Genomic DNA, 25,369 nt, shown 5'->3' on the forward strand with positions numbered 1-25,369 from the left:
TCAAGCGCGCCTTTTCAGTTCGACGCACGGTAAAGCCCGTGCGCATCGATGTAGGCCAGGACCGCGTCAGGCACCAGGAAACGTACCGACTTCCCGCTGGCCAGCAGTTGACGGATCTGGGTGGCGGACACCGCAAGCGGGGTCTGCCAGACGAATGCAATATTCCCGTTCGGCCCGGTCAGGGCCAAGGGGTCACTTACCGACCGCGCGGCCAGCAGGTTGCGCAAGGCATCCGGCGGTTCGCTGTCGGCATCCGGGCGTTGCAAAACCAGGATGTGGCAATGCTGGAGGAGTTCCTCCCAGCGATGCCAAGAGGGCAGGCCGCAAAATGCGTCCCAGCCCAAAAGCAGAAACAACTGGTCATCTGCGGCCAACTCGGCGCGCATCAGTTCCAGGGTGTCGACAGTGTAGGACGGTTTATCGCGTTTGAGTTCGCGGTCGTCCACCACCAGCGGCGGTATACCTTCTACAGCCAGGCGCACCATCTCCAGGCGTTGCTGCGCAGACACCTGCGGCATATCGCGATGGGGTGGCCGCGCGTTAGGCATCACGCGTAACTCATCCAGCGCGAGGGCATCCGCGACTTCCAGGGCACTGCGCAAATGGCCGATGTGCACGGGGTCGAAGGTGCCGCCGAGCAGCCCGATGCGTTTACCCATCAAGTGCGCACATGACCGTCGCCGAACACCACGTACTTCTCGCTGGTCAGACCTTCCAGGCCAACCGGGCCGCGTGCGTGGAGCTTGTCGGTGGAAATGCCGATCTCCGCCCCCAGGCCATACTCGAAGCCGTCGGCAAAACGCGTCGAGGCGTTGATCATCACCGAGGCGGAATCCACTTCGGTGAGGAAACGCCGGGCATCGCTGAAATGCTCGGAAACAATAGCGTCGGTGTGCTTGGAGCCGTATTTATTGATGTGTTCGATGGCCTGGTCCAGGCCATCAACGATGCGGATCGACAGGATCGGCGCCGTGTACTCGGTGTACCAGTCGTCTTCAGTCGCTTCGATCACGTCCGCGCCCAGCAGTGCACGGGTACGTTCGCAACCACGCAGTTCCACGCCCTTGTCACGGTAGATGGCAGCCAGCGGCGGCAGCACGCGCTCGGCAATGCCAGCGTGTACCAGCAGGGTTTCCATGGTGTTGCATGGCGCGTAGCGGTGGGTCTTGGCGTTGTCGGCGATGCGGATCGCCTTGTCGAGGTCGGCCGAGATGTCGATGTACACATGGCACACGCCGTCCAGGTGCTTGATTACCGGCACCTTGGCATCACGGCTGACGCGTTCGATCAGGCTCTTGCCACCACGCGGCACGATCACGTCGACGAATTCCGGCATGGTGATCAACGCGCCTACGGCGGCGCGGTCGGTGGTTTCCACCACCTGCACCACTTCAGCCGGCAGCTCGGCCACGGCCAGGCCTTGCTGGATGCACACAGCAATGGCGCGGTTGGAATGAATGGCCTCGGAACCGCCACGCAGGATGGTGGCGTTGCCCGACTTGAGGCACAGGCTCGCGGCGTCGATGGTCACGTTCGGGCGCGACTCATAGATGATGCCGATCACGCCCAGCGGCACGCGCATCTTGCCGACCTGAATGCCGGAGGGCAGGTAGCGCATATCGCGGATTTCACCGATGGGGTCAGGCAGCTTGGCCACCTGACGCAGGCCTTCGATCATGTCGTCGATACGTGCCGGGGTCAGCGCCAGACGGTCCAGCAGGGCCGGCTCCAGGCCATTGGCGCGGCCGTTGGCCAGGTCCAGTTCGTTGGCGGCGGCCAGCTCGGAGCGCGAAGCATCCAGAGCATCGGCGGCAGCCAGCAAGGCACGGTTCTTCTGCGCAGTGCTCGCACGGGCGATCAACCGCGAGGCCTGCCGGGCAGCGCGACCCAGGCGGGTCATGTAGTCAAGAACGGACTCAGTCATGGTCAGGGAGTCTTGGCAAAGAGGAAAGCGGCAGATTATAGCTGTGACGCCGCCCGACTGACAGCGGTGAGGGGCGGATGGTCGAAATGAACTGTAAAAACTTGGGGTTCAGCGGTAATTAAGGTGGGAGTTGTTATTATTCGGTCACATTTAGCCGTATTAACCCTTACCACCATGTCCAGTTTTGCCCCCCAACTGCCCGCCAGCGCCCTGCCCGATAGCTTCTTCGACCGTGACGCGCAAATTCTTGCGCGCGAATTGCTCGGCAAAGTCATCCGCCACCGCGTCGGTGAAACCTGGCTTTCGGCGCGAATTATCGAAACCGAAGCCTATTACGTGGCCGAAAAAGGCAGCCATGCCTCACTCGGTTACACAGAAAAGCGTAAGGCTTTGTTTCTGGATGGTGGGCACATCTACATGTACTACGCCCGTGGCGGCGATTCACTGAACTTCAGCGCTCACGGCCCCGGCAATGCGGTGCTGATCAAATCGGCTTATCCGTGGGTCGATGAGCTGTCCGGCCCGGCGAGCCTGGCGCAGATGCTGCTCAACAACCCGGACGCCAATGGCCACCCACGCCCCTCGCAAAAACTTTGCGCCGGCCAAACGCTGCTGTGCAAAGCCCTGGGCCTGAAAGTGCCGATGTGGGACGCCAAGCGCTTCGATCAGGAACTGCTGTTTGTTGAAGACGTGGGCCAAACCCCGACGCAAATCATCCAGACCACCCGCCTGGGCATCCCCAGCGGGCGCGATGAACACCTGATGTACCGCTTCGTGGATGCGGGTTATGCACCGTATTGCACCCGGAACCCGCTGCGCCGGGGCCAGGTCGAAGGCCGTGATTATTTTTTGATTTGAACAGACAGAAGCAGCCCAGCAGATCGAATGTGGGAGCTGGCTTGCCTGCTCCCACAGTTGATCGCCACTGCCGACATAAATGGAGTGAAGTTTTATGGGCCAATGGCTCGATAGCATTACCGGCTGGCTCACACTGAACCCCGAATGGCTGGCGGTGGCGGTATTTATCGTCGCGTGCGTTGAATGCCTGGCCATCGCCGGTCTGATCGTGCCAGGCACCGTCTTGCTGTTTGCCATTGCGGCCCTGGCCGGCAGCGGTGCGCTGTCGTTGAGTGAAACCTTGCTGCTGGGCTTTCTCGGCGGCTTGCTGGGCGACGGCGTTTCCTACTACCTGGGCCGACACTTCCATCAGAACATCCGCCGCCTGCCCGGTTTACGCCACCATCCGGAATGGATGAACGGCGCCGAAACCTACTTCCACAAGTACGGCATCGCCAGCCTGCTGGTCGGGCGTTTCATCGGCCCGCTGCGCCCCATGCTGCCGATGGTGGCGGGCATGTGCGACATGCCGTTCCCGCGTTTTGCCGCCGTAAGCATTGTGGCCGCCGCCGGCTGGTCGGTGGCCTACCTGCTGCCAGGCTGGGCCACTGGCGCCGCCTTCCGCCTGCCGCTGCCGGAAGGTTTCTGGCTGGAAGCCGGGATTGTCACTGGGTGTATCGCGGTGTTGCTGGGGCTGAGCTTGAACAGCAGCCTGCGCGGTCATCGTCGCGCCACTGTGTGGGTAGGCTGCGCCAGCCTGACCTTGTTGATTGCCCTGTTTATCGGCTATCCCCACCTCAACCACTTCGACCAGGGCCTCAGTGCTTTGGTCCAGGAGCATCGCAGCCCGTGGCTGGACGAGGTGATGGTGCGGATTACCCAACTGGGTGAATTCAGGAAGATGTTTATCGCCAGCGCGATTTTCACTGGCCTGCTGCTGGTGGCACGGCAATGGCGGCATGCCGTGTTCGTCGGTGCTACGTTGGCGGGGGCGGCGGTGATCAACACGGGCACCAAGCTGTTTTTCGCCCGCGGCCGCCCGGAAATCCTCACAGAACCACTGACCAGTTTCAGCATGCCCAGCGGCCACGCCTCCGGCGCCTTTGCGTTCTTTCTCGCACTGGCGGTGCTGGCCGGGCGCGGGCAACCCACGCGCCTGCGCCTGACCTGGATGTTGCTGGGCTGTATTCCCGCCGCTTTTATTGCGCTGTCACGGGTTTACCTGGGCGCGCATTGGCCCACGGACATACTGGCCGGCACGCTGCTGGCGATGACGGTGTGCGCCTTCAGCCTGGCCGTCATCCAGTATCGAAGCCCGCTGCCGGCCATGCCGCAGAAAACCTGGTGGCTGCTGCTCCCGGTGCTGGTGGCGGTGCTGAGCTTTATCGCCCTCACCGGCACACCCCACGCCCTGTTGCGCTACGCCTACTGAGTGAACAGTTCGCCCTGCAACTCGTCGAGCAGCATCTGGATCGCATCCAGGCGCTGCTGTGGGTCATCGAGTTGCAGCAGGTCGATCTTGTCGGCCTCGGTGAACGGCAGCAGATACGCCAGCTGATTGCCCAAGGCTTGCTGACCCTCGGCATGCGCGTCCATGTCCAGCGACGCCACCATCGGGTGCTCGGCCAGGGCCTGGAGCAACGCCAGCAGGTCGGCGTCCTCTTCTTCCAAAGGCTGGTCGGGCAGCTCCTCGAGCCATTGCACCTCGGCCACCAGCAACTGATCCTTCTGCACGCCGGCGTCGCGCACGCGGAAGCGGCGGCCACCTTCGACGCGAATCCCCAGCAGGCCGTTGTCCTGCTGCTTGAAATCGCGGATCAGCGCTTCACAACCGATCAGCGCGTAGCCGTCCGGGGCCATGCCGACTTCCTTGCCGTCGAGGATGCACACCACACCAAAGCTTTCGCCCTTTTTCATGCAGCGGCTGATCATGTCCAGGTAGCGCGCCTCGAACAGTTGCAAGTCGAGGGTGCAGCCAGGGAACAGCACGGTATTGAGCGGGAACAGCGCCAGACTCATAAAGGTTTCCTTAAACCTGGTTTAAACGATCACCGACACGGCCAACGGCAGGAAAACCGCCGTGCCCACGCCCATCAGACTCATGGCCAACGCCGCGAAGGCGCCGCACTCTTCACTTTCCTGCAAGGCCACCGAGGTGCCGACGGCGTGGGCGGTCATGCCCAGCGCCATGCCACGCGCCTCGGGGCTGTGCACACCGAGGCGCGACAGGTACGCCGGGCCGATCATCGCGCCGATCACCCCGGTGATCAGCACAAACACCGCCGCCAGCGCAGCCACGCCACCGATCTGCTCAGCCACCAGCATGGCAATCGGCGAGGTCACCGACTTGGGCGCCATGGTCATCAGCATCATATGTTCGGCGCCGAACCACCAGCCCAGCAGCACACACAAGCCGGTGGCCACCACGCCGCCTATCACCAGCGTAGTAAAAATCGGCCAGAACAATTGACGAATCCGTCGCAGGTTCAAGAACAGCGGCACCGCCAAAGCCACCGTCGCCGGACCGAGCAGGATGCCCATGATCTCGGTGCTCTTGCGGTACTCGACGTAGGTCAGGCCGCAACTGAGCAGCACGCCGATCACCAGCAGCATCGACACCAGCACCGGCTGCAGGAAGACCCAGCGGGTTTTCTCGAATGCCGCCAGCACCAGTTGATAAGCGCCGAGGGTGATGCCGATGCCGAACAACGGATGATGAATAACCGCAGCCCACGCGCCCTGCCAGTCGCCGATCATTGATCGCGCTCCTTGCGCTTGACCATGCGCTGCATCAGCACGCCGACAAAACCCATGGCGATCACCAGCGACAAAACGAGCGCGCCGATGATGGCCCAGAAATCGGCGGCAATGTCCTTGGCGTAGACCATCACGCCCACCGCCGGCGGCACCAGCAGCAACGGCAAGTAACGTAACAGGCTGCTGGCAGCCAGGCTCAGGGGCTCGCCGACTTCACCGCGCCAGATCAAAAAACCCAGCATCAGCAGCAAGCCAATAATCGGCCCCGGCAGCACCGGCAACAGCAAATGGTTGATCGCGGTGCCGATCAATTGAAACAGCACCAGCCAGGTCAGGCCCCGTAACAGCATCGCTCTCTCCCCTCTAAAGCTGGGACGCATTATAAGCACGCCCGCCATATGCTTCGGCATTCGCCAAAAGCATGGTGGGTTGACCGGGTGGGTTGCCCATGATGATCTACATTGGTTCTCTGTAACTCATAAAAAACAGAATCGATGAACCAAGGAGAGTCGCAATGCCCTATGTACCTGTAGCGCAGCTCAAAGATTATGTCGGCAAGGAACTGGGACGTTCCGAATGGCTCACCATCGACCAGGCGCGTATCAACCTGTTCGCAGAAGCCACCGGCGATCATCAGTTCATCCACGTTGACCCGATCAAGGCCGCCAAGACCCCGTTCGGCAGCACCATCGCCCACGGTTTCCTGTCGCTGTCGTTGATGCCCAAGCTGATGGAAGACATCCTGATCATGCCCGAAGGCCTGAAGATGGCGGTCAACTATGGGCTGGACAGCGTGCGTTTTATCCAGCCGGTAAAGGTTAATTCCAAAGTCCGCCTGAACGTCACCCTCACCGACGTGACCGAGAAAAAACCTGGCCAATGGCTATTTAAGGCCACCGCCACCCTGGAAATCGAAGGCCAGGAAAAACCTGCTTACATCGCCGAGTCGCTGTCACTCTGCTTCGTGTAAGGCCGGGCCTGTGGCGAGGCAACAAACCTTGCCACAGTGTATGTAAATTTATGTATGAAACTCGCAGCTGCGGCATACTCGGCGCTCAATTATCCGGATCCCGCTATGCGCCCACTCGCTCCCCTTGCCCTTGCCCTGTTGCTCACCGCTTGCGGAGACGGCGAATCGCTGTTGCCGCCCGATGCGCGCCTGCCCGACGGCGGCCGTTACCGGGGTGATGTGGTCAACGGTTTGCTGCAAGGCCAGGGCCGCGTGGACTACCCCAATGGCAGTTGGTACGCCGGCCAGTTCGACAAAGGCCAGTGGCACGGCCAGGGCGAATGGCATGGCAGCAACGGCGAGGTCTATAAAGGCCAGTTCCAGCAAGGCCTGTTCGATGGCCAAGGCAGCCTGACCACGGCGGGCAGCAGCTACGTCGGCGGTTTCAAGAACGGGCGACGCAACGGCGAAGGCACCCTCAAAGAGGGGCAGATGACCTATCGCGGCGAATTCAAAAACGATCAATATTCCGGCCTTGGCCGCCTGGAATTGGCCGACGGCAGCCAGTACCAGGGCCAGTTCGTGCACGGCAAACCCAATGGCGAAGGCCAGCGCAACGACGACAGTGGCAACCAGTTCAGTGGTCGTTTTGTCGATGGCCAGCTTGAAGGCAATGGCACCTTCAACAGTGCCGACGGCGATATCTATGTCGGCCAGTTCAAACAGAACCAGCTCAACGGCAAGGGCCGTTATGAAAACGCCGACGGCGACGTGTGGATCGGCCAGTTCAAGGAAGGCGCGCTCAGCGGCAAAGGCGAGTTGATCGGTGTGGACGGCAGCCACTACGTGGGCCAGTTCAGCGAATGGCGCTTCAGCGGCGAAGGCCGTCTGAACCTCACCGACGGCAGTTTCTATGTCGGTGGTTTCGACAGCGACAGCTACCAGGGCAAAGGCACCCTGGTACTCACCGACGGCACCGTGCAGGCCGGCACTTGGGTCAACGGCATGCGCGTGCGCGATGCCGACGGCAAGTTGCTGCCCGACCCACTGGAGGTCGGCATACTGGCCCAGGGCCGCTTGCTCGATGCCGCCCTTGCCGCCGTGCCACCCTCCACGCCTGCCGTCGAGCTGTACACCCTGGTATTGGCCGGCGATGGCAAACAAAGCGTGTTCCTGCGCGAAGCCGATTACGTCAGCAACATGCTCGCCACGCGCTTCGGTGCGCGCGGGCAGATTCGTCTGGTCAACCACCGCGACCACATCGCCGACCGCCCGCTGGCCACCCGCGAAAGCCTGCGCCGCGCTGTGCAAACCCTGGCCGAACGCACCGGGCCGCAAGACCTGGTGTTTATCTACATGACCAGCCACGGCACCCACGAACATGAACTGGTGCTCGACCAGCCGCGCATGGAGCTGGCCGACCTGCCCGCCGATGAGCTGGCCGCCGTGCTTGCGCCGCTCAAGGACCGCGACAAGATCATCGTGATTTCCGCCTGCTACTCCGGTGGGTTTATCCCGGCCCTGAAGGACGAGCACACGCTGATCATGACCGCCTCGCGCGCGGATCGCGTGTCTTTCGGTTGCTCCGAGGAAGCGGACTTCACCTACTTCGGCGACGCCCTGTTCGCCCAGGCCTTCAACCAGACCGACGATTTGCAACAAGCCTTCAAACTGGCGCAGCTGCACGTGGCCGAGCGTGAACAGGCGGACAACTTCGAAGCCTCTGAACCGCAGATCTGGGCGCCCAAAGGCGTGATCGCCCACTGGCAATTGTTACGTAAACAGCAGGCACGAAAGGCGCTCGAAAGCGTCTCAATGAATAGCAAGGAAGCCAAAGGCAACTAAGCTGTAACGTGTAACAAGGGGGAAACACCATGTACCTGACACCTCAGCATATCCTGCTCGCCGGCGCCTCCGGCCTGACCGGCGAACACCTGCTCGACCGCCTGCTCAACGAACCCACGGTGACCCGCGTACTGGCACCTAGCCGCAAGCCGTTGGCCGAACACCCACACCTGGAAAACCCGGTGGGTGACCCGGCGGTGTTCCTGCCGCAACTGAGCGGCCAGGTTGATATCGCCTTCTGCTGCCTGGGCACCACGATTAAAAAAGCCGGTTCAGAAGAAGCCTTCCGTGCGGTCGACCTGGACATGGTGGTGGCCTTCGCCAAGCGCGCACGGGAGATGGGCGCTCGGCACCTGATCGTGATCAGCGCGATTGGCGCCGACCCGAAGTCCTCGATTTTCTACAACCGCGTCAAAGGCGAAATGGAGCAAGCGCTCAAGGCTCAGGACTGGCCGCAACTGACCATCGTGCGGCCTTCGTTGCTGCTGGGGGAACGCTTGGAATCGCGCCTGGCCGAGAAAATCGCCGGGCCGTTGTCGCGGTTGATTCCGGGCAAATACCACGGTATCGAAGTCTGCGAACTGGCCCGCGCCATGTGGCGCCTGGCGCTGGAAGAGCAGGATGGCGTGCGGGTGGTGGAGTCGGATGAGTTGCGCAAGCTCGGCAAATGATCTAGCAGCGCCTGTGCGGGCCCCATCGCAGGCAAGCCAGCTCCCACCTTTGGAAGGCATTCCCCTGTGGGAGCCGGGCTTGCCCGCGATGAGGCCCGCACACTCAACGCAACACTAAAGCCCGCCTGTTGCGTTAAACCCCACACCCAACACCGTCAATAACGACAGCGGCAACAGCAAGGTGTCGAGCAACGCGCTGGCCGGCAGATCCACATGCGGATAGCTCGGCGCCTCAGCGCCAAATCGATCCTTGGCGCAACAGCCGCCATTGATCGCATACACATCCAGCCGCGTGCCTGCATACACCACCGGCGCCCCGGGTTGCGCGGCATCCAGCGTGCGCGCCGTGGCGCAGCCTGTCAGTTGCAGCGCCAACATTACCAGCAGCGCCTTATTCATCGCTGCTCAAATGGTGCTCGCCCCAACGTGGCAGCATGTCCTGGGGAATGTTCAGCAGGTTGAGAATGCGCGCCACCACAAAGTCCACCAGGTCATCGATGGTTTGCGGCTGGTGATAAAACCCTGGCGAAGCCGGCAAGATGGTCACGCCCATGTTCGACAACTTGAGCATGTGCTCCAGGTGAATACTCGAATACGGCGCCTCGCGCGGCACCAGGATCAACTGGCGGCGCTCCTTCAAGGTCACGTCAGCCGCCCGCTCGATCAGATTGTTGCAGGCGCCCGTGGCAATCGCCGACAAGGTGCCGGTGGAGCACGGCACTACCACCATCGCCGCCGGCGCACCGGAGCCGGACGCTACCGGCGACATCCAGTCTTCTTTACCGTACACCTTGATCTGCCCGGCAGCCGCGCCGGTGTACTCGGTGAGGAAGGCTTGCATCATCTGCACCTTGGCCGGCAGTTGCACATCCGTCTCGGTGGCCAGCACCAGTTGCGCGGCCTTGGAAATCAGGAAGTGCACCTCGCGGTCTTCGCGCACCAGGCAGTCCAGCAAGCGCAGGCCGTAAGGCGCACCGGACGCGCCGGTCATCGCCAGGGTAATGCGTTCCGGGCCACTCATTTGAGCGCCTCGGCCAGCTTGCCGTGCAGGCCACCGAAACCGCCGTTGCTCATGACCACCACATGGGTGCCGGGCTTGGCTTGATGTTTGACGTGTTCGATGATCGCTTCAATGGAGTCGCACACGATGGAAGGCACCGTGCACAGCGCCGCAATCGCCGGCAGGTCCCAGCCGAGGTTAGTCGGGGCGTACCAAACCACCTGGTCGGCGTCGTTGACGCTTTCCGGCAAACCATCGCGGTGCGCGCCGAGTTTCATGGAATTGGAGCGCGGCTCAATAATGGCAATGATATTGGCATCACCGACGCGCTTGCGCAGGCCATCCAGCGTGGTCGCAATGGCTGTTGGGTGGTGGGCAAAGTCGTCGTAGATGGTAATCCCGTTCACATCTGCGACTTTTTCCATACGGCGTTTCACGCTCTTGAACGCGCTCAAGGCGGCGATGCCCATGGAAGGCACCACGCCCACATGCCGTGCGGCCGCCAGGGTGACCAAGGCATTGGCGACGTTATGTTGACCGGTCATGTCCCATTCGACGACGCCTTGGGCCTCACCCTCGAACAGCACTTCAAAGCGCGAGCCGTCTTCGCTGAGCAACTTGACCTGCCACTGCCCGCCCGCGCCGGTGGTTTGCACCGGCGTCCAGCAGCCCATGTCGATCACGCGCTGCAGGGCCGGCTCGGTGGTCGGGTGGATCACCAGGCCTTCGCTGGGGATGGTGCGCACCAAATGATGGAACTGGCGCTCAATGGCGGCCAGATCAGAGAAAATGTCCGCGTGGTCGAACTCAAGATTGTTGAGGATCGCGGTGCGCGGGCGGTAATGGACGAACTTGGAGCGCTTGTCGAAGAAAGCACTGTCGTATTCATCGGCCTCAATCACGAAAAACGGCGTATCGCCCAAACGCGCCGACACCGAGAAGTTCTGCGGCACACCGCCGATCAGGAAACCCGGGCTCATGCCCGCATGCTCAAGCACCCAGGCCAGCATGCTGCTGGTGGTGGTCTTGCCATGGGTGCCCGCCACAGCAAGAACCCAGCGGCCTTGCAGCACATGGTCGGCCAGCCATTGCGGGCCGGAAACATAGGGCAAGCCCTTGTTGAGTACATATTCGACCGCCGGGTTACCACGTGACATGGCGTTACCGATCACCACCAGATCCGGGACCGGGTCGAACTGTGAGGGGTCGTAACCTTGGGTCAGCTCAATACCCTGGGCCTGAAGCTGCGTGCTCATGGGCGGATAAACGTTGGCGTCGGAGCCAGTAACGTGATGGCCCAACTCTTTGGCCAGGACCGCCATCGAACCCATGAATGTGCCGCAGATACCCAGAATATGAATGTGCATAGTTGACCTCGTAAACATCGAGGCAGGTTAGCGCAGGGAGTAGGAAATCGCACCTTTTAAACGGTCAGCGGGCGAGCGAAATGCGTCTGGCATTTCGCTCGATAGTGCCATCCTCAAGCGATGGCGGGTGCTTGAGTGTTGCGCTGACTGGCTTTCAAAGCAGCGAGCAAACGCAGGTTTTCATAGGCCTCGTCCATGCGCTTGAACTTCTTGTCGATCAGGTCAAGACGCCCTTCTGCATCGGCAGGTATGGGTTCGCCGGGTTTATATGGTTTAAAAATAATTCCGTTCTGCCGAGTGATCTTCTTCAATTGTTGCTCAGAGAACCTGAGTATCTTTTCCAGGTTGCTTAAGCGTGCGTCGTTATCGGTTGGCCAACTTTCACTCTTGGTAAATACACGGTTGTTCTCGCCCAACAGAATCATGACGGTGGAGCCCATGCCCAACAGCTTTATCTCGAAATCATCCAGGCGCTGGTCAATCGTGCCTGACGAATCGGCTGTCGAATCGGGCGTCGAATCAATGTGCTCGGCAGCGTCACCCTTTTTGGGCGGGCTGCTGGCGCCGGGCAAAAACGGTGGCGGCAATACACCAGGGGCGTAAGAAGACTTGATCCGCTCTCCGGCGGCCACGAAGCCTGCATAGGCTGCTACGTTGATCGGCGCGCTGACCATCCCGGTGATACCGGCACTGATAGCCGCATCACGAGCAACGCGCAGGGCGCTTGGCCCGGTATCAATCACACCGGCCTTGACCATTTTGTCGGCATCAAAAACTCGCTTGGCAGCCTCCGCCACACTGATAGGCGCCTGCTTGCGCAAATTGGCCATCATCAACTCGTCATTGGCCTTGATTTTATTGATCTGCATGACAGTGCTCCCCGCGTCCTTGAACCCACCGCCCTGGGGCTTGGGTGCAGGCCCGGGCTTGCTCGGCGGCGCGGGTTTAGGATCTGGTTTCGGCTTGGGCGGCACGGGCGGACGCGGGCGCGGTGGTAGCGGCGGCGGCACAGGAGCTGGAGCAGGTGGTGGAGATGGAGGCCTCGGCCCCCTTCCACCTCCCCACTTGAGGTTTTTGCTCTCGATGGCCCCCTTGGTTTGCGACAAAGGCCAATCAGCAGGATCAGCTTTATACGACTCGAGCTGCGCAGCAGGCTGGTCGACGGATACAGGGTGTGAAGCAATGAAAGTGGCCATTGAAGGAATAATGTTCATAGTGTTCACCAGCATGATTGTTATTGTATGAAAACACTCTAAGCAGTTGCCCTGAATGAGTGGGCACCCCACCCAGTACAGTTCCAGCCAGAGCCTGCCAACACGCCCTGTAAGACAACGCCCTCTCACGGATGAAGCACAGCGTTAAACTCGACACTTTAAGCGTTCCCACCTACCTTGCTGTTCGAGCTATCTTTTTAGACTTGCACAGCCGCTCAGGCCGGCGCTGCAGCGCACTTTCGTACGCGATGAACGTGTTCATCCCGGCCCAGCACTTCTCTATGCCAATCAATCAGCGCCGATAGCGCTATGCGCAAGATCAGCAGAAACCGGAAGCACTCACATAAGCACGCCATAAAAAATTACTTCACCCGCAAGAAAAGCCCGCACTCTTCAATCAGAGTGCAGGTCAATCAGAGTGCAGGCGTTCAGCGCAGCGTCGACCTCGTTCCCGCCAATCGCCTGACCCGTGACACGCGCCGGCCTACTAGTTGGCACTGCCCGATACTTTCCCCTTTAAGACACCGAACAGTGCCGTCAGGGCCGCCAGCCTGGAATCGATGACAGCTGTGCGGGTCTTTATATCGTCGCTATCACCGCCCGAGGTAGCAGGTTGAAACTTAACGCCGTACTTTTGTGCATCCTTAACCAGTTCGGGCTCGCAATAGTCAAGTATTGCATCGAGAGAATCCAAACGTTCCTCATCGGTTTGCGCTGCCCATTTGTCCGATGGCCCAACATGCCCTTCGCCCCGCAGATTGGCTAAGGTATTGGCCACTTGAAATACACTTGTCTGCTTACGATCGACGAGCTTTCCTTCATCAACGGGGGCGCCCTCAGCAACGGTGACACCCTCAGCAGCGGGGGTTGCACTGAGGTGAGGTTTAATAGTTTCATTGATAGTTCCGATGGTCACAAAAGCAACTATCGTAACTGGCAAAGTAATCGATGAAGTCACCAGTGCATTTTTATATGCCTTACCCAGCTCAAACTTGGACTCCGCCCCTGAGGCTTTGCTTAAATCCGCTGCATTTTCCTCAAGCGCTCGAGAAGAGAACGGTGGAACCTCTTGCCCATCGACTCGACCCGGTGTGGGCTGACCGAACAACTTGTCACGGGCTTCAGCATCTTTTTGCGTTTGCCACTTTTTCCTGTTCGCTTCTCTATAGTCAGCCACTTGCGAAGCAGTGGCATTTGTATCAGTGGCCTGCCCCGGCTGTCGTTGGCCACTGGCGTGCCCCGGGCCTTCGAGGGATGTCACTTGTTTATCAATGAACCCCTGATCAAAACCGTTATTGCTACCGTCTGCGGGTTTGGCCGCTGCCGCGCCCTCTATCTTGGGAGCATCAGGTGTTCTTACAGGGCTAGGCGGCTCGCTTCTGGTCCATCCGCCACTGAAAAAATTCGAAATCTTTGAGCATACCAATGGCCGTTCAACTGCATTTGCAAATATCATAACGTCCTGCCTAATAATTAGTTTTAATTAGAAAGCCATCCATTTCCTTCAGCCATTAGGTGACACAAACACCTCATACAGTTCCAGGCTATAAAAAAATACACACCCGCCACTGACCTACAACAACGTCGGCAAAAACGATCCAGGCACACAGGCACAGTGCGTCAGCCGCACGGATACTAAAAATCGCAGCCCGACGACTCAACCAAACGCGAACTTATTAACAACTCAGACGGGCGCGGCGACTTTTTCGCTAAGCCGCGCCCGTTAAAACCATTATGGTTTATCCGAAGGCGTCAGTGCATTCAGCACTCCAAACTGTGCTAACTGAGGGCCAAAGGGTGTATTGGTAACAGTACTGTATGCATACCAAGCGCCCTTTTTAAATAGCGCAACTACTGGCCTGCTTACACCGTCCGACTCCACCTGATAGAAGCCCTTGACAATATCACCCTCCTTGTAATTTCCTGTCACCTCATAAAATCTGTAATTCCCTTTCAGTCGAGCAAGCACCTCATCTGAATGTTTGCGTACCGTCTTTAAATCCTTACCTAAGGCGACTATCCCCCGTTTAAAGTTTTTCGGCAGATCAACGATATCGGTAACCCCCACAGAAGCACCGACGCCTGCAAAAAAAGACCGCTTGAGCACCTTGCCTGCTGACTTACCAAGCTTCAAGGCCCTATTCGCGGCACTTGCCCCAGGGAGAAAAAACCCTAAAAAATCGAACCCGATATTAAAAGCTGCGCCGGCAACATTGCCGTCGATCGCATCTTTAATACCATCATAGAAGGGAATAAGCGAAAGGAGAAAATTGTTGACAGCCTGATTAGCCCTGGTGTTCTTTTCAATCCTCGTTTCACCGAAAAGCTTTGTTTTTAAATAATCATAATCCTTGGTAAAAAAATCACCCACCGCGGCACCCAGCGAACCGTTCCGTTGAGAAAAATACGGCGTTCTTGCTTCACCGATTACATCAGGCGAATCACGCTCATTATTGGTGGCAAATTCTGTAAACACATTGTACGTGCCAGGGACTCGTGCCTCGTAACCCGGAGAAAAATACCTGCGATCGTCAAAGTTTGGCTGCTCTGCCGGCACTCCCTTTTCCTTAACAATTTTTCCCAGGGCTGGAAAATAACTAAAGTACTCAACCGCCCCCTCCCCGCCCTCAACTTTCATAAGCAAGCCTTGCCCCCCTTCCAACTCTTTGAGTTCGTGTGGAGTGGGCTTTCGGGGTTGGCGCCCGGGGTAAAGCTGTAGGTTGTTCGTTTCCTCTGTGCCCAAAAAAGGACGAGACACTCGCATGAACGTTACAGTTGATTGACTTATACGCTCCTGTTCAGCCATAGACAGCAAAGACGCCTGATATTTGAACTGAATAGCCCACCCCGCGGCCTGAGTCTTTTTATAGCCCTCAAACTTCTCAGCAAACGTTTGACCGATATTGTTATCAAGCTCAGAAAAGCGAGACTTCATCTGCGTCCAAGGCAACTCTTTTTCATCACGTGACTTCCACCTGTCTGGCTCAAAAGGCTTCGTCATATAGACATCAAGTGGCGATACGATATAACGGCTATCCATGACACTGCATAAGGTTGTCTTCGTCGGATCAACATCCGGGTACACCCGTTTGAACTCAGACAGCGCCTCCGACTCCCGCGTCGGGGGCGGCTTCAACAACTCAGTGCGTGCCCATTCCAGCTCCCTTTTCTGCTTTTTTAACACGCGCTGTGATTGCTCACTTTCCTCGGGCGTATATTGACCGTCGGGGCTGTATTTTATCACCTTGTTAGCGACCCCCCACGCCCTAAGCGGATTGATCGACATGCTTGCTAACGCGTCCTCATCCTCAAGAATATTAAGTTGCACATCGGCATAGTCCACTATTTGACGAAACGTCATGTTTCCCGATGCGCCGCCGCGATCTCCCTGCTCTACCAGTGCAACCGCTATAGAAAATTCAGTCCACGTATAAGATCCAAAAACCAGTTCGGGAGGAATATTTTTTACTTTGAGTTCAGGGGCGACGGCGGACAGTAATAGCTGCGCAGCAAGAGGGGCCACATCCGCGCCCAGCTTAGTTTCAAGATAAGTCGTAAAACGTTTAACAATCTCAGAAGCGCTAGCCCCCATATTGTCGCGTTGATAGAGGTTATAACCCGCCACGTTGAAGCATGACTTATCTGGGTTAGGATCAAGGTCCTGCAAGAGTGCCGCAGTCAATGCCTCAATCGCACCGGTCGGCGACTCTGCTGAGCTGATTCTTTTTTGTATGTCCAGTCCCAACGTCTGTGCATCGGTCGTCCGAATGAGCTGGTCCAATGCCAATGAGGGATTGTCCAGAATCATCTTCTGGGCAGGCGCCCCAGGCCTGTTCATCAGGCTACGTATAAAACTGCCGGCTCCTGCGTGAGAATCAGGAGCCGGGCTTGCATGTTTCAACTTCCACGGATCCACTACCGCCTTCATCTTGCGCAACGCGGTTTTATTCAGCAGTCCCGCAATATGCCTGACGCCCCCACCGTCGGCCCCAGGCATCCGATGGGCAAGGTCAAAGGAGAGTGCGTTCGCCAAGCCAAGCGCCTGCGCACGGTTGCCAGGTAGCTTATGCCCCTTATTTTCGAGCATCTGAGCAACACTTATCTCCCGGCGCTGCTCCTCGATAAATAAACTTGAACGTCGGTCAATCGGGACCATAACGTTATTCAGATCTATTTTCCCTTCAGCATCGTCTACCTGGGCGTTCAGCGCCGCGATAAGTGCATGACGATTAGCGTCATCACCCAGCGCCTCGCCCTGCTCCACTAACGCCTCGACAGATCGCTGGGACGCATGACCCACAGGTGCGAACTCAAACGCTGACCCGGCCCTCAGTTTCTCTCGATGCGCAGCGGCTTGCGAAGGGGAGAGATCAATAGGTTCTGCGTAAAATCGACCCACCGTGTACAGCGGCACCTTACCGTCCGGCCAAGGATAACTGAACGCCTGCCCAGGCTTTGGAGCGATCACCCTGGCAATCGACAACAGCACCCTGGAGATGTCCGACCAACCCGAATTGTCTTCTAAGGAAAAAGTGTGAATCTTGCCATTTACAATTCCCGTCAATTCCCCGGCGAACGGATCCACTTTGAGGCTTTTGCTATCAAGGCCCTGTTCTTTCGCCCACGATAAAAACCCCCGGCTTTTAAAGGCGTCGTCCAATTGGGTCCGCCAACGACCGAGTGTGGACTGCGCAGGCACTTGAACATCCATTGGCCCCATTGAGGTGTGAAAGGAGCGCGTCGCTAATGCTAACGCGTAGGGCCTCGCCAACTGAGCGTCAGCCACCGCCCGGGTTTCGGGGATGTCAGGCACCTGAGCATCCGTGTTGCGTTTATCATGTGCTTTATCGGTGCTAACCCTGGCGCCAGCCGCAGGAGGCTCATCGGCCCCTGTACTGGATAAGATGGGTGATACTTTTACTGCTTCAATATTTGTCATTTCCACACCCGAACCCGAATAAAAACAAGTAACTATTCAGAGACTGAGTGGCTCACAACTGTACAAATCACACAAAAAACATCAGGCAAGGTTTATCCAAACGTTTCAACCCACTTCTCTCATCGGTGACTAAAAGCGGGCACTATGAGGGCTGCAGTAACAACGTGCAGATCACGCGTGTGAACAACGTTCAATTCCGTGCCGACGTAACTTCCTGTAAAGCGTATTCCGGCTCACGCCTAAACTTTCTGCCGTGCGGGACATGTGCCAATGTTGCTGTTTGAGTGCATTGAGTAACGCTACACGCTCTGCATCGTCCAGAACGCCCCCCTGCTGGGGCTCTAAAGCCCTCACGGGGCGCGGTTGGCGAATGATGGGCGGCAGGTCTTCAACGCTGATTTTCCCGTCCTCGCACAACGCCGCCAAAGTACGCAACACGTTGCGCAATTGCCGAATGTTTCCCGGCCAGGCGTAGTCCAGCAAAGCGCGCCGCGCTGGCTCATCAAGCACCACCGCTTGCCCTGCGGCTTCCTCCGCCAGCAAAAACGCCAGTAATTGCGCTTTGTCGCTACGGTCGCGCAAGGGCGGCACGGCAATCTCAAGGCCGTTGAGGCGATAGTAAAGGTCTTCGCGGAAGCTACCGTCGGCAACACGCGCTAACAGGTCGCGGTGGGTCGCGCTGATGATTCTGACGTCCACCGCCTGCGGCGCGCCCCCGATGGGCACCACCACGCGGTCTTCCAGCACCCTTAAAAGACGGGTTTGCAACGCGAAAGGCATGTCGCCTATCTCATCGAGAAACAGGGTGCCGCCATCGGCCTGCTGTAATTTACCGCGCATGCCTTCTTTCAGCGCGCCGGTAAAGCTGCCGCCGCGATAACCGAACAACTCGCTTTCAATCAGGTTTTCCGGGATGGCGGCGCAATTAAGCGCAACGAAAGCCTTGTCGGCGCGCTGGCTGGCTTGATGCACCGCCTTGGCGAAGGCTTCTTTACCACAGCCGGTTTCGCCGTTGATCAACAGGGGCACGTCGCGCTCGAATACCCTGAGGGCCTTGCGAAAATCACTCTGTAACACCGGGTCGCCGAGACAGATGCCCGGCAGGCGCGGTGCCTCGGGCTTGGCCATCGGCGCCGGCGGTGTACTCCGTGCCTGACCACGCAACGCAGCGAACAAATGCCGGCCATCGCGCGTACGCAACGGCCAACTGGCGGTGGCATTGGCACTGGCGCGGCCAAGCAACTGGTCCAGCGAGCATTCGAAAAACGCTTCCACCGGCTGCCCCAGCAAACCGCCCCGCGCCTGGCCCAGCAGGTTCAGGGCGCTCTGGTTGACCGCACAGATACGTCCGTCACCGTCGAAGGCCAGCAGCCCTTCGCTGAACAACCCCACAGATTCCGCCTGCAAGTGAAAGCGCAGCAGCCAGTGCTTTTCAAAATGGCGCAGGAAGTAACAACTTTCGATCATCTTGGCCGACAAGTTCACCAACGCCATGGTGTGGAACTGGCTTTGGCGCGACACCGCCTCACGTGCAGAAGACACATCCAGCACGGCCAGCAGTTCTCCATGGGGATCGAACACCGGGCTCGCTGAGCAGGTCAGACCGGTGTGGCGGCCGCGAAAATGCTCATCGCGGTGAATGGTCAGCGACTGGCGCTCCACCAGGCAAGTGCCGATGCCATTGGTGCCCTCGCACGCCTCGCTCCAGTCGGCCCCCAGCCATAGCCCCGCACGCTCGAACACCTTGCGCTCGGCCGGCGCGGTAACGCAGTTGAGGATCACCCCACGCGCATCGGTGAGCAGCACCGCATGGCCGGCGCCGGAAAGTTGTTGATGCAGGCTGTTCATCTCACTGCCGGCAATGCGCAGCACTTGCTGCAAGCGCTCGCGACTTTCCAGCAGGCGCCCGTGTTCCAGCACGGTGGGCGCCATGGTCAGCGCGGGGTCGAGGTGATAGTCCTCAAGGCACCGCAACCAGGACCGGGCGATGGACGGGTCGCTGCCGGGGCCGTGGGCGAGGTCTTGCCCGCGGGTGACGGTGAGGACCTGTTGAGCATGGCGACTGAAATGATCGTTGTGCATGTTCTTATTATTCTCCCTGCGTGAGAGCAGCCAGCATCCCCCAGCCATCCGGCCATTGCAATCCCGCGCCGACCCACCGGTCACAGGGTGTATCGCTTATGGCACAAACTGTCACACCGACTGTGCCAGCCTTGTCACCGCAACACCTCGCAACAAAGCTCAAACCCTTGATTTAACAGGTGTGTAAAGCGATGGCCCAACCTTTGCTCTACGCTTTATCACGCGCAACACCGCTGTACTCCAATAAACATAAAAGCAGGAGATACCCACCATGCGTTACGCACATCCCGGCACCGAAGGCTCGATCGTTTCCTTCAAGGCCAAGTACGGCAACTTCATCGGCGGCGAGTTCGTTGCGCCGGTGGACGGCAACTATTTCACTAACACCTCGCCGGTCAACGGCAAGCCCATCGCCGAATTCCCGCGCTCCACTGCCAAAGACATCGACAAGGCACTGGATGCCGCCCACGCCGCCGCTGACGCCTGGGGCAAGACCTCGGCCCAGGACCGCTCGCTGGTGCTGCTGAAAATCGCCGACCGCATCGAACAGAACCTCGAACTGCTGGCCATCACCGAGACCTGGGACAACGGCAAGGCCGTGCGTGAAACCCTCAACGCCGACATCCCGTTGGCCGCCGACCACTTCCGCTACTTCGCCGGTTGCATCCGCGCCCAGGAAGGCACCAGCGCCGAGATCAACGAACTTACCGCGTCCTACCACTTCCACGAGCCGCTGGGTGTGGTCGGCCAGATCATCCCGTGGAACTTCCCGCTGCTGATGGCCGCGTGGAAACTCGCACCGGCCCTGGCCGCCGGTAACTGCGTGGTGCTCAAACCTGCCGAGCAGACCCCACTGGGCATCAACGTGCTGATGGAGTTGATCGGCGACCTGCTGCCGCCTGGCGTGCTGAACGTGGTGCACGGCTTCGGTAAAGAAGCGGGCGAAGCCCTGGCCACCAGCAAGCGCATCGCCAAGATCGCCTTCACCGGCTCCACGCCGGTGGGCTCGCACATCATGCACGCGGCGGCCGAAAACATTATTCCGTCCACCGTTGAGCTGGGCGGCAAGTCGCCGAACATCTTCTTTGCCGACATCATGAAAGCCGAACCTTCGTTTATCGAAAAAGCCGCCGAAGGCCTGGTGCTGGCGTTCTTTAACCAAGGCGAAGTGTGCACCTGCCCATCCCGTGCGCTGGTTGAAGAGTCGATCTACGACGACTTCATGAAAGTGGTGATGAAGAAGGTCGAGCAGATCAAACGCGGCGACCCGCTGGACACCGACACCATGGTCGGCGCCCAGGCGTCCGAGCAGCAGTTCGACAAGATCCTGTCCTACCTGGAAATCGCCAAGGGCGAAGGCGCGCAACTGCTCACCGGCGGCAAGGTCGAGCAACTGACCGGCGACATGGCCGGTGGTTATTACATCCAGCCGACGCTGCTCAAGGGCACCAATGAGATGCGCGTGTTCCAGGAAGAAATCTTCGGCCCGGTGGTGAGCATCACCACCTTCAAGGACGAAGCCGAAGCCCTGGCGATTGCCAACGACACCGAGTTCGGCCTCGGCGCCGGCGTGTGGACCCGCGACATCAACCGCGCCTACCGCATGGGCCGCGCGATCAAGGCGGGCCGCGTGTGGACCAACTGCTACCACCTGTACCCGGCGCATGCCGCGTTTGGTGGCTACAAGAAGTCCGGTGTGGGCCGTGAGACCCACAAGATGATGTTGGATCACTACCAGCAGACCAAGAACCTGCTGGTGAGCTACGACATTAATCCGTTGGGCTTTTTCTAACCCTCCCCGATCGTTCCCACGCTCTGCGTGGGAATGCCGCCTGGGACGCTCCGCGTCCCGATGTCTGCACAAGGCTCAAGCCGGGTGCAAGGTGACGCAGAGCGTCACGGGATGCATTCCCACGCAGAGCGTGGGAACGATCTCGCTTGCTACACACAATAATAACAACGGACGGTACTTCCCCATGCCTAGCGAACCCACTGGCTCTTCCGTCGACTTCGAAAAAGTCGGCACCGACTATTTCCAACAACGCGAACTGAAAAAAGGCGCCGCCGGCTGGGTGCTGCTGGTCGGCCTTGGCGTTGCCTATGTGATCTCCGGCGACTACGCCGGTTGGAACTTCGGCCTGGCCCAGGGCGGCTGGGGCGGCATGTTCCTCGCCACCTTGCTCATGGCCACCATGTACCTGTGCATGTGTTTCTCCCTGGCCGAACTGTCTTCCATGATTCCTACCGCTGGCGGTGGCTACGGCTTTGCCCGCAGCGCGTTTGGCCCTTGGGGCGGGTTCCTCACGGGCACCGCCATCCTTATCGAGTACGCGATTGCTCCTGCCGCCATCGCGGTGTTTATCGGCGCCTATTGCGAGTCGTTGTTCGGCATCGGCGGCTGGATGATTTACCTGGCGTTCTACATCATCTTTATCGGCATCCACATCTTTGGCGTGGGTGAAGCCTTGAAGCTGATGTTTGTGATCACCGCCGTCGCTGCGATTGCCTTGGGGGTGTTCCTGGTGTCGATGGTGCCGCACTTCAACGTCGCCAACTTGCTCGACATGCCGGTGACCGAGGCCAAGGGCGCCAGCACCTTCCTGCCGTTTGGCTATGTTGGCGTGTGGGCGGCGATTCCCTACGCGATCTGGTTTTTCCTCGCCGTCGAAGGCGTGCCCCTGGCCGCCGAAGAAACCAAGAACCCCAAGCGCGACCTGCCCCGCGGATTGATCGGCGCCATTGTGGTGCTGACCAGTTTTGCCCTGTTGATTCTGGTGATTGCGCCCGGCGGCGCCGGCACCTACGCGCTGATCAAATCGGGTAACCCGCTGGTTGAAGCACTGGCGTTGTCGTACGGCGGCTCGACCTGGATGGGCAGCTTCGTCAATCTGGTTGGCCTGGCCGGGCTGATCGCGAGCTTTTTCTCGATTATCTACGCCTATTCGCGGCAGATCTTTGCCTTGTCTCGCGCCGGCTACCTGCCGCGCAAGCTGTCGCAGACCAACAAAAGTAAAGCGCCGGTGCTGGCATTGGTGATCCCCGGCATCATCGGTTTCGGCCTGTCGCTGACCGGCCAGGGTGATTTGCTGATTCTGGTGGCGGTGTTCGGCGCGACCATTTCCTACGTACTGATGATGGCCGCGCACATCACCTTGCGCATCCGCCGCCCCAAAATGGACCGCCCGTACCGCACGCCGGGTGGCATTTTCACTTCCGGCATCGCCCTGATACTGGCCTGCGTGGCCGTGGTAGCGGGCTTTCTGGTGGACCCACGGGTGGTGATTGGCGCTGCGATCATCTATGGAGTATTAATTGCTTACTTTGCTTTCTACAGCCGGCATCACTTGGTAGCAGGCACGCCCGAAGAGGAATTCGCGGCGATCCAGGCCGCAGAGGCCGCCTTGCACTAACTGCCGTAAACCTCGATGCGGGCGCCTTACTCACGGGCAGCCCGCGTCGCCAAGGAGACACTGTATGGCAAGCTTTACCCACGCGGTAGGTACACAGACCTACCGCTTCGACAGCCTCAAAGACGTGATGGCCAAAGCCAGCCCGGCGCGTTCCGGCGACTTCCTCGCGGGCGTGGCGGCGCAGAACGACGGCGAGCGCGTCGCGGCGCAAATGGCGCTGGCGAATATCCCGTTGAAACACTTCCTCGAAGAAGTGCTGATCCCCTACGAAAGCGACGAAGTCACCCGGCTGATCATCGACACCCACGATAAACAGGCGTTCAGCGCCGTCAGCCACCTGACCGTCGGTGGCCTGCGCGACTGGTTGCTCAGCGATGCGGCCGACGAACATTCCCTGCGTGCCTTGGCGCCCGGGCTGACCCCGGAGATGGCCGCCGCCGTCTCCAAAATCATGCGTGTGCAGGACCTGGTGCTGGTGGCGCAGAAGATTCGCGTGGTCACCCAGTTTCGCGGCACCATGGGCCTGCGCGGGCGGTTGTCGACCCGCCTGCAACCCAACCACCCGACGGATGAACCGGCGGGCATCGCCGCCAGCATTCTCGACGGCCTGCTCTACGGCAACGGCGACGCCATGATCGGCATCAACCCGGCCACCGACAGCATCGCCTCGATCTGCGCCATGCTGGAGATGCTTGACGCGATCATCCAGCGCTACGAAATCCCCACCCAAGCCTGCGTGCTGACCCACGTGACCACCTCCATCGAGGCCATCAACCGTGGCGTGCCGCTGGACCTGGTGTTTCAGTCAATTGCCGGCACCGAGGCGGCCAACGCCAGTTTCGGCATCAGCCTGAGCGTGCTGCAAGAAGGCTACGAAGCGGGTTTGAGCCTGAATCGCGGCACCTTGGGCCAGAACCTGATGTATTTCGAAACCGGCCAGGGCAGCGCCTTGTCGGCCAACGCGCACTTTGGCGTCGACCAGCAAACCTGTGAAACCCGCGCCTACGCCGTGGCGCGGCATTTCAAGCCGTTTTTGGTCAACACGGTTGTAGGCTTTATCGGCCCGGAGTACCTGTACAACGGCAAACAGATCATCCGCGCCGGCCTCGAAGACCACTTCTGCGGCAAGCTGCTTGGCGTGCCGATGGGCTGTGATATCTGCTACACCAACCACGCCGAGGCCGACCAGGATGATATGGACACGCTGCTGACCCTGCTGGGCGTGGCCGGGATCAACTTCATCATGGGCATCCCCGGCTCCGACGACATCATGCTCAACTACCAGACCACCTCGTTCCACGACGCCCTGTACGCCCGGCAAACATTGGGGTTAAAGCCGGCGCCGGAGTTTGAGCAGTGGCTGGCGAAAATGGGCATCTTCACCCAAGCCGACGGCAAGGTGCACTTTGGCAACAGCCTGCCACCGGCGTTTCGCCACGCCTTGAAGCAATTAGGATGAAGGAGCCGCCTGTGCAACTCGACCTGCCTGACAACCCATGGCTGGAACTGCGCCGCCTCACGCCTGCGCGCATTGCCCTGGGCCGCACCGGCACCAGCATCCCCACCAACGCGCAGCTGGATTTTCAATTCGCCCACGCCCAGGCACGCGATGCGGTACACCTGCCCTTCGACCATGCGGGCCTGAGCAGCCAAATGGCCGAGCGCGGGCGTGACAGCCTGTTGCTGCACAGCGCTGCGGTGGACCGGCACATGTACCTGCAACGCCCGGATTTGGGCCGACGCCTGAGTGATGAGTCAGCCCAGAGCCTGCGCGACTATGCCGCCGCCAACCCAGGCGGCGTGGATTTGGCCGTGGTGGTGGCCGATGGCCTGTCGGCGCTGGCGGTGCATAAACATACGCTGCCGTTTCTTACACGCATGGAGGAACAGACCCAGGCTGAAGGCTGGTCTTTATCGCCAGTGATTCTGGTGGAACAGGGCCGCGTGGCAGTGGCCGATGAAGTCGGCCAATTGCTCGGGGCCAAGATGGTGGTGATTCTGATCGGCGAACGGCCGGGCCTCAGCTCGCCGGACAGCCTGGGGCTGTATTTCACCTACAACCCCAAGGTCGGACTCACCGATGCCTACCGCAACTGCATCTCCAACGTACGACTGGAGGGCCTGAGTTACGGCATGGCCGCCCATCGCCTGCTTTATTTGATGAAAGAGGCGTGTCGTCGGCAGCTGTCGGGGGTCAACCTCAAGGACGAGGCGCAGGTTCAGACCATTGAATCGGATGATCCTGACCTGATGAAAGGCAATTTCCTGCTCAGCCCACCCAATGACTGATAGCTGCACGATTGCGCTTTTTTGCGTCATTAGGCAGCATCGAGTCACGGCCGCTTGTGTGGTCATACACCCATTTGGAAGTTGA

At 59.4% G+C, this 25,369-nt stretch carries 21 protein-coding genes; 9 read left to right on the forward strand and 12 right to left on the reverse strand.

Translation table 11 applies throughout. The annotated features are described in order from the left end of the window. Positions 1–14: 14 nt before the first annotated feature. Together nadD and HBO41_RS19240 are read right to left on the reverse strand one after the other, a co-directional pair. Positions 15–659, reverse strand: a complete 645-nt coding sequence (gene nadD, locus HBO41_RS19235; protein WP_017136048.1) for a nicotinate-nucleotide adenylyltransferase — start codon at positions 657–659, stop codon at positions 15–17. Continuing rightward, positions 659–1,924: a glutamate-5-semialdehyde dehydrogenase gene (locus HBO41_RS19240; RefSeq protein WP_169987393.1), complete on the reverse strand. Its 1,266-nt coding sequence runs from the start codon at positions 1,922–1,924 to the stop codon at positions 659–661. Before HBO41_RS19240 ends, nadD begins: the two co-directional genes overlap by 1 nt. Positions 1,925–2,098: 174 nt before the next feature. Between HBO41_RS19240 and HBO41_RS19245 the strand changes: the two genes are divergently transcribed. After that, positions 2,099–2,782: a DNA-3-methyladenine glycosylase gene (locus HBO41_RS19245; RefSeq protein WP_099547586.1), complete on the forward strand. Its 684-nt coding sequence runs from the start codon at positions 2,099–2,101 to the stop codon at positions 2,780–2,782. A gap of 94 nt (positions 2,783–2,876) precedes the next feature. Continuing rightward, complete coding sequence (locus tag HBO41_RS19250; protein WP_169987395.1) at positions 2,877–4,193, forward strand: bifunctional DedA family/phosphatase PAP2 family protein; 1,317 nt, start codon at positions 2,877–2,879, stop codon at positions 4,191–4,193. On the opposite strand, the gene HBO41_RS19255 is transcribed toward HBO41_RS19250, so the two are convergent. The 3 genes from HBO41_RS19255 to HBO41_RS19265 are packed head-to-tail and all read right to left on the reverse strand — an operon-like array spanning position 4,187 to position 5,868. Beyond that, positions 4,187–4,780, reverse strand: coding sequence for an LON peptidase substrate-binding domain-containing protein (locus tag HBO41_RS19255; RefSeq protein WP_017136044.1), 594 nt, complete (start codon positions 4,778–4,780; stop codon positions 4,187–4,189). The genes HBO41_RS19250 and HBO41_RS19255 overlap by 7 nt on opposite strands. A gap of 21 nt (positions 4,781–4,801) precedes the next feature. Further along, entirely contained in the window at positions 4,802–5,518 is a 717-nt protein-coding gene (locus tag HBO41_RS19260) for an LrgB family protein (RefSeq protein WP_017136043.1), read from the reverse strand. After that, positions 5,515–5,868, reverse strand: a complete 354-nt coding sequence (locus HBO41_RS19265; RefSeq protein ID WP_017136042.1) for a CidA/LrgA family protein — start codon at positions 5,866–5,868, stop codon at positions 5,515–5,517. The genes HBO41_RS19260 and HBO41_RS19265 overlap by 4 nt, the downstream gene beginning before the upstream one ends. Positions 5,869–6,032: 164 nt before the next feature. Here HBO41_RS19265 and HBO41_RS19270 point away from each other — a divergent pair, with 164 nt between their 5' ends. The 3 genes from HBO41_RS19270 to HBO41_RS19280 all read left to right on the forward strand — a co-directional run bounded on the left by HBO41_RS19270 (position 6,033) and on the right by HBO41_RS19280 (position 8,983). Next, positions 6,033–6,488, forward strand: coding sequence for a MaoC family dehydratase (locus HBO41_RS19270; protein ID WP_099547585.1), 456 nt, complete (start codon positions 6,033–6,035; stop codon positions 6,486–6,488). A gap of 105 nt (positions 6,489–6,593) precedes the next feature. Continuing rightward, the gene (locus HBO41_RS19275; RefSeq protein ID WP_017136041.1) at positions 6,594–8,312 is read left to right on the forward strand and encodes a C13 family peptidase; all 1,719 of its coding nucleotides are present in this window, start codon (positions 6,594–6,596) and stop codon (positions 8,310–8,312) included. Between the two features lie 29 nt (positions 8,313–8,341). Beyond that, positions 8,342–8,983, forward strand: coding sequence for an oxidoreductase (locus HBO41_RS19280; RefSeq protein ID WP_017136040.1), 642 nt, complete (start codon positions 8,342–8,344; stop codon positions 8,981–8,983). A 114-nt stretch (positions 8,984–9,097) separates the two neighbouring features. On the opposite strand, the gene HBO41_RS19285 is transcribed toward HBO41_RS19280, so the two are convergent. From HBO41_RS19285 to HBO41_RS19315, 7 genes are all read right to left on the reverse strand, one after another. Beyond that, positions 9,098–9,382, reverse strand: a complete 285-nt coding sequence (locus HBO41_RS19285; protein ID WP_099547584.1) for a YceK/YidQ family lipoprotein — start codon at positions 9,380–9,382, stop codon at positions 9,098–9,100. After that, positions 9,375–10,004 carry a flavin prenyltransferase UbiX gene (gene ubiX, locus HBO41_RS19290; protein ID WP_017136038.1) on the reverse strand — a complete coding sequence of 210 codons (630 nt, stop codon included), beginning with the start codon at positions 10,002–10,004 and terminating at the stop codon, positions 9,375–9,377. The genes HBO41_RS19285 and ubiX overlap by 8 nt, the downstream gene beginning before the upstream one ends. Continuing rightward, positions 10,001–11,350: a UDP-N-acetylmuramate:L-alanyl-gamma-D-glutamyl-meso-diaminopimelate ligase gene (gene mpl / locus HBO41_RS19295; protein WP_169987397.1), complete on the reverse strand. Its 1,350-nt coding sequence runs from the start codon at positions 11,348–11,350 to the stop codon at positions 10,001–10,003. The genes ubiX and mpl overlap by 4 nt, the downstream gene beginning before the upstream one ends. A gap of 113 nt (positions 11,351–11,463) precedes the next feature. Further along, positions 11,464–12,564, reverse strand: coding sequence for a hypothetical protein (locus HBO41_RS19300; protein WP_262380433.1), 1,101 nt, complete (start codon positions 12,562–12,564; stop codon positions 11,464–11,466). Between the two features lie 487 nt (positions 12,565–13,051). Beyond that, positions 13,052–14,020 (reverse strand): hypothetical protein, encoded by a 969-nt coding sequence (locus HBO41_RS19305; RefSeq protein WP_169987399.1) that lies wholly within the window; start codon positions 14,018–14,020, stop codon positions 13,052–13,054. 276 nt (positions 14,021–14,296) lie between these two features. Beyond that, positions 14,297–17,503 carry a hypothetical protein gene (locus tag HBO41_RS19310; protein ID WP_169987401.1) on the reverse strand — a complete coding sequence of 1,069 codons (3,207 nt, stop codon included), beginning with the start codon at positions 17,501–17,503 and terminating at the stop codon, positions 14,297–14,299. Between the two features lie 171 nt (positions 17,504–17,674). Next, a complete protein-coding gene (locus HBO41_RS19315; protein ID WP_169987403.1) occupies positions 17,675–19,585 on the reverse strand; it encodes a sigma-54-dependent Fis family transcriptional regulator in 1,911 nt (636 codons plus the stop codon). 271 nt (positions 19,586–19,856) lie between these two features. On the opposite strand from HBO41_RS19315, the gene HBO41_RS19320 reads away from it, so the two are divergent. The 4 genes from HBO41_RS19320 (at position 19,857) to eutC (ending at position 25,284) form a co-directional block, all read left to right on the forward strand. Next, positions 19,857–21,377 carry an aldehyde dehydrogenase family protein gene (locus HBO41_RS19320; RefSeq protein ID WP_058420203.1) on the forward strand — a complete coding sequence of 507 codons (1,521 nt, stop codon included), beginning with the start codon at positions 19,857–19,859 and terminating at the stop codon, positions 21,375–21,377. A 184-nt stretch (positions 21,378–21,561) separates the two neighbouring features. Then, entirely contained in the window at positions 21,562–22,995 is a 1,434-nt protein-coding gene (gene eat, locus HBO41_RS19325; RefSeq protein WP_017136030.1) for an ethanolamine permease, read from the forward strand. 64 nt (positions 22,996–23,059) lie between these two features. Next, positions 23,060–24,454 carry an ethanolamine ammonia-lyase subunit EutB gene (locus HBO41_RS19330; RefSeq protein WP_017136029.1) on the forward strand — a complete coding sequence of 465 codons (1,395 nt, stop codon included), beginning with the start codon at positions 23,060–23,062 and terminating at the stop codon, positions 24,452–24,454. Beyond that, positions 24,451–25,284 carry an ethanolamine ammonia-lyase subunit EutC gene (gene eutC, locus HBO41_RS19335; protein ID WP_017136028.1) on the forward strand — a complete coding sequence of 278 codons (834 nt, stop codon included), beginning with the start codon at positions 24,451–24,453 and terminating at the stop codon, positions 25,282–25,284. The genes HBO41_RS19330 and eutC overlap by 4 nt, the downstream gene beginning before the upstream one ends. Positions 25,285–25,369 lie beyond the last annotated feature (85 nt).

The organism is Pseudomonas sp. WS 5146 (genome assembly GCF_012985495.1).
In the GTDB taxonomy this organism is placed as follows: domain Bacteria; phylum Pseudomonadota; class Gammaproteobacteria; order Pseudomonadales; family Pseudomonadaceae; genus Aquipseudomonas; species Aquipseudomonas edaphica.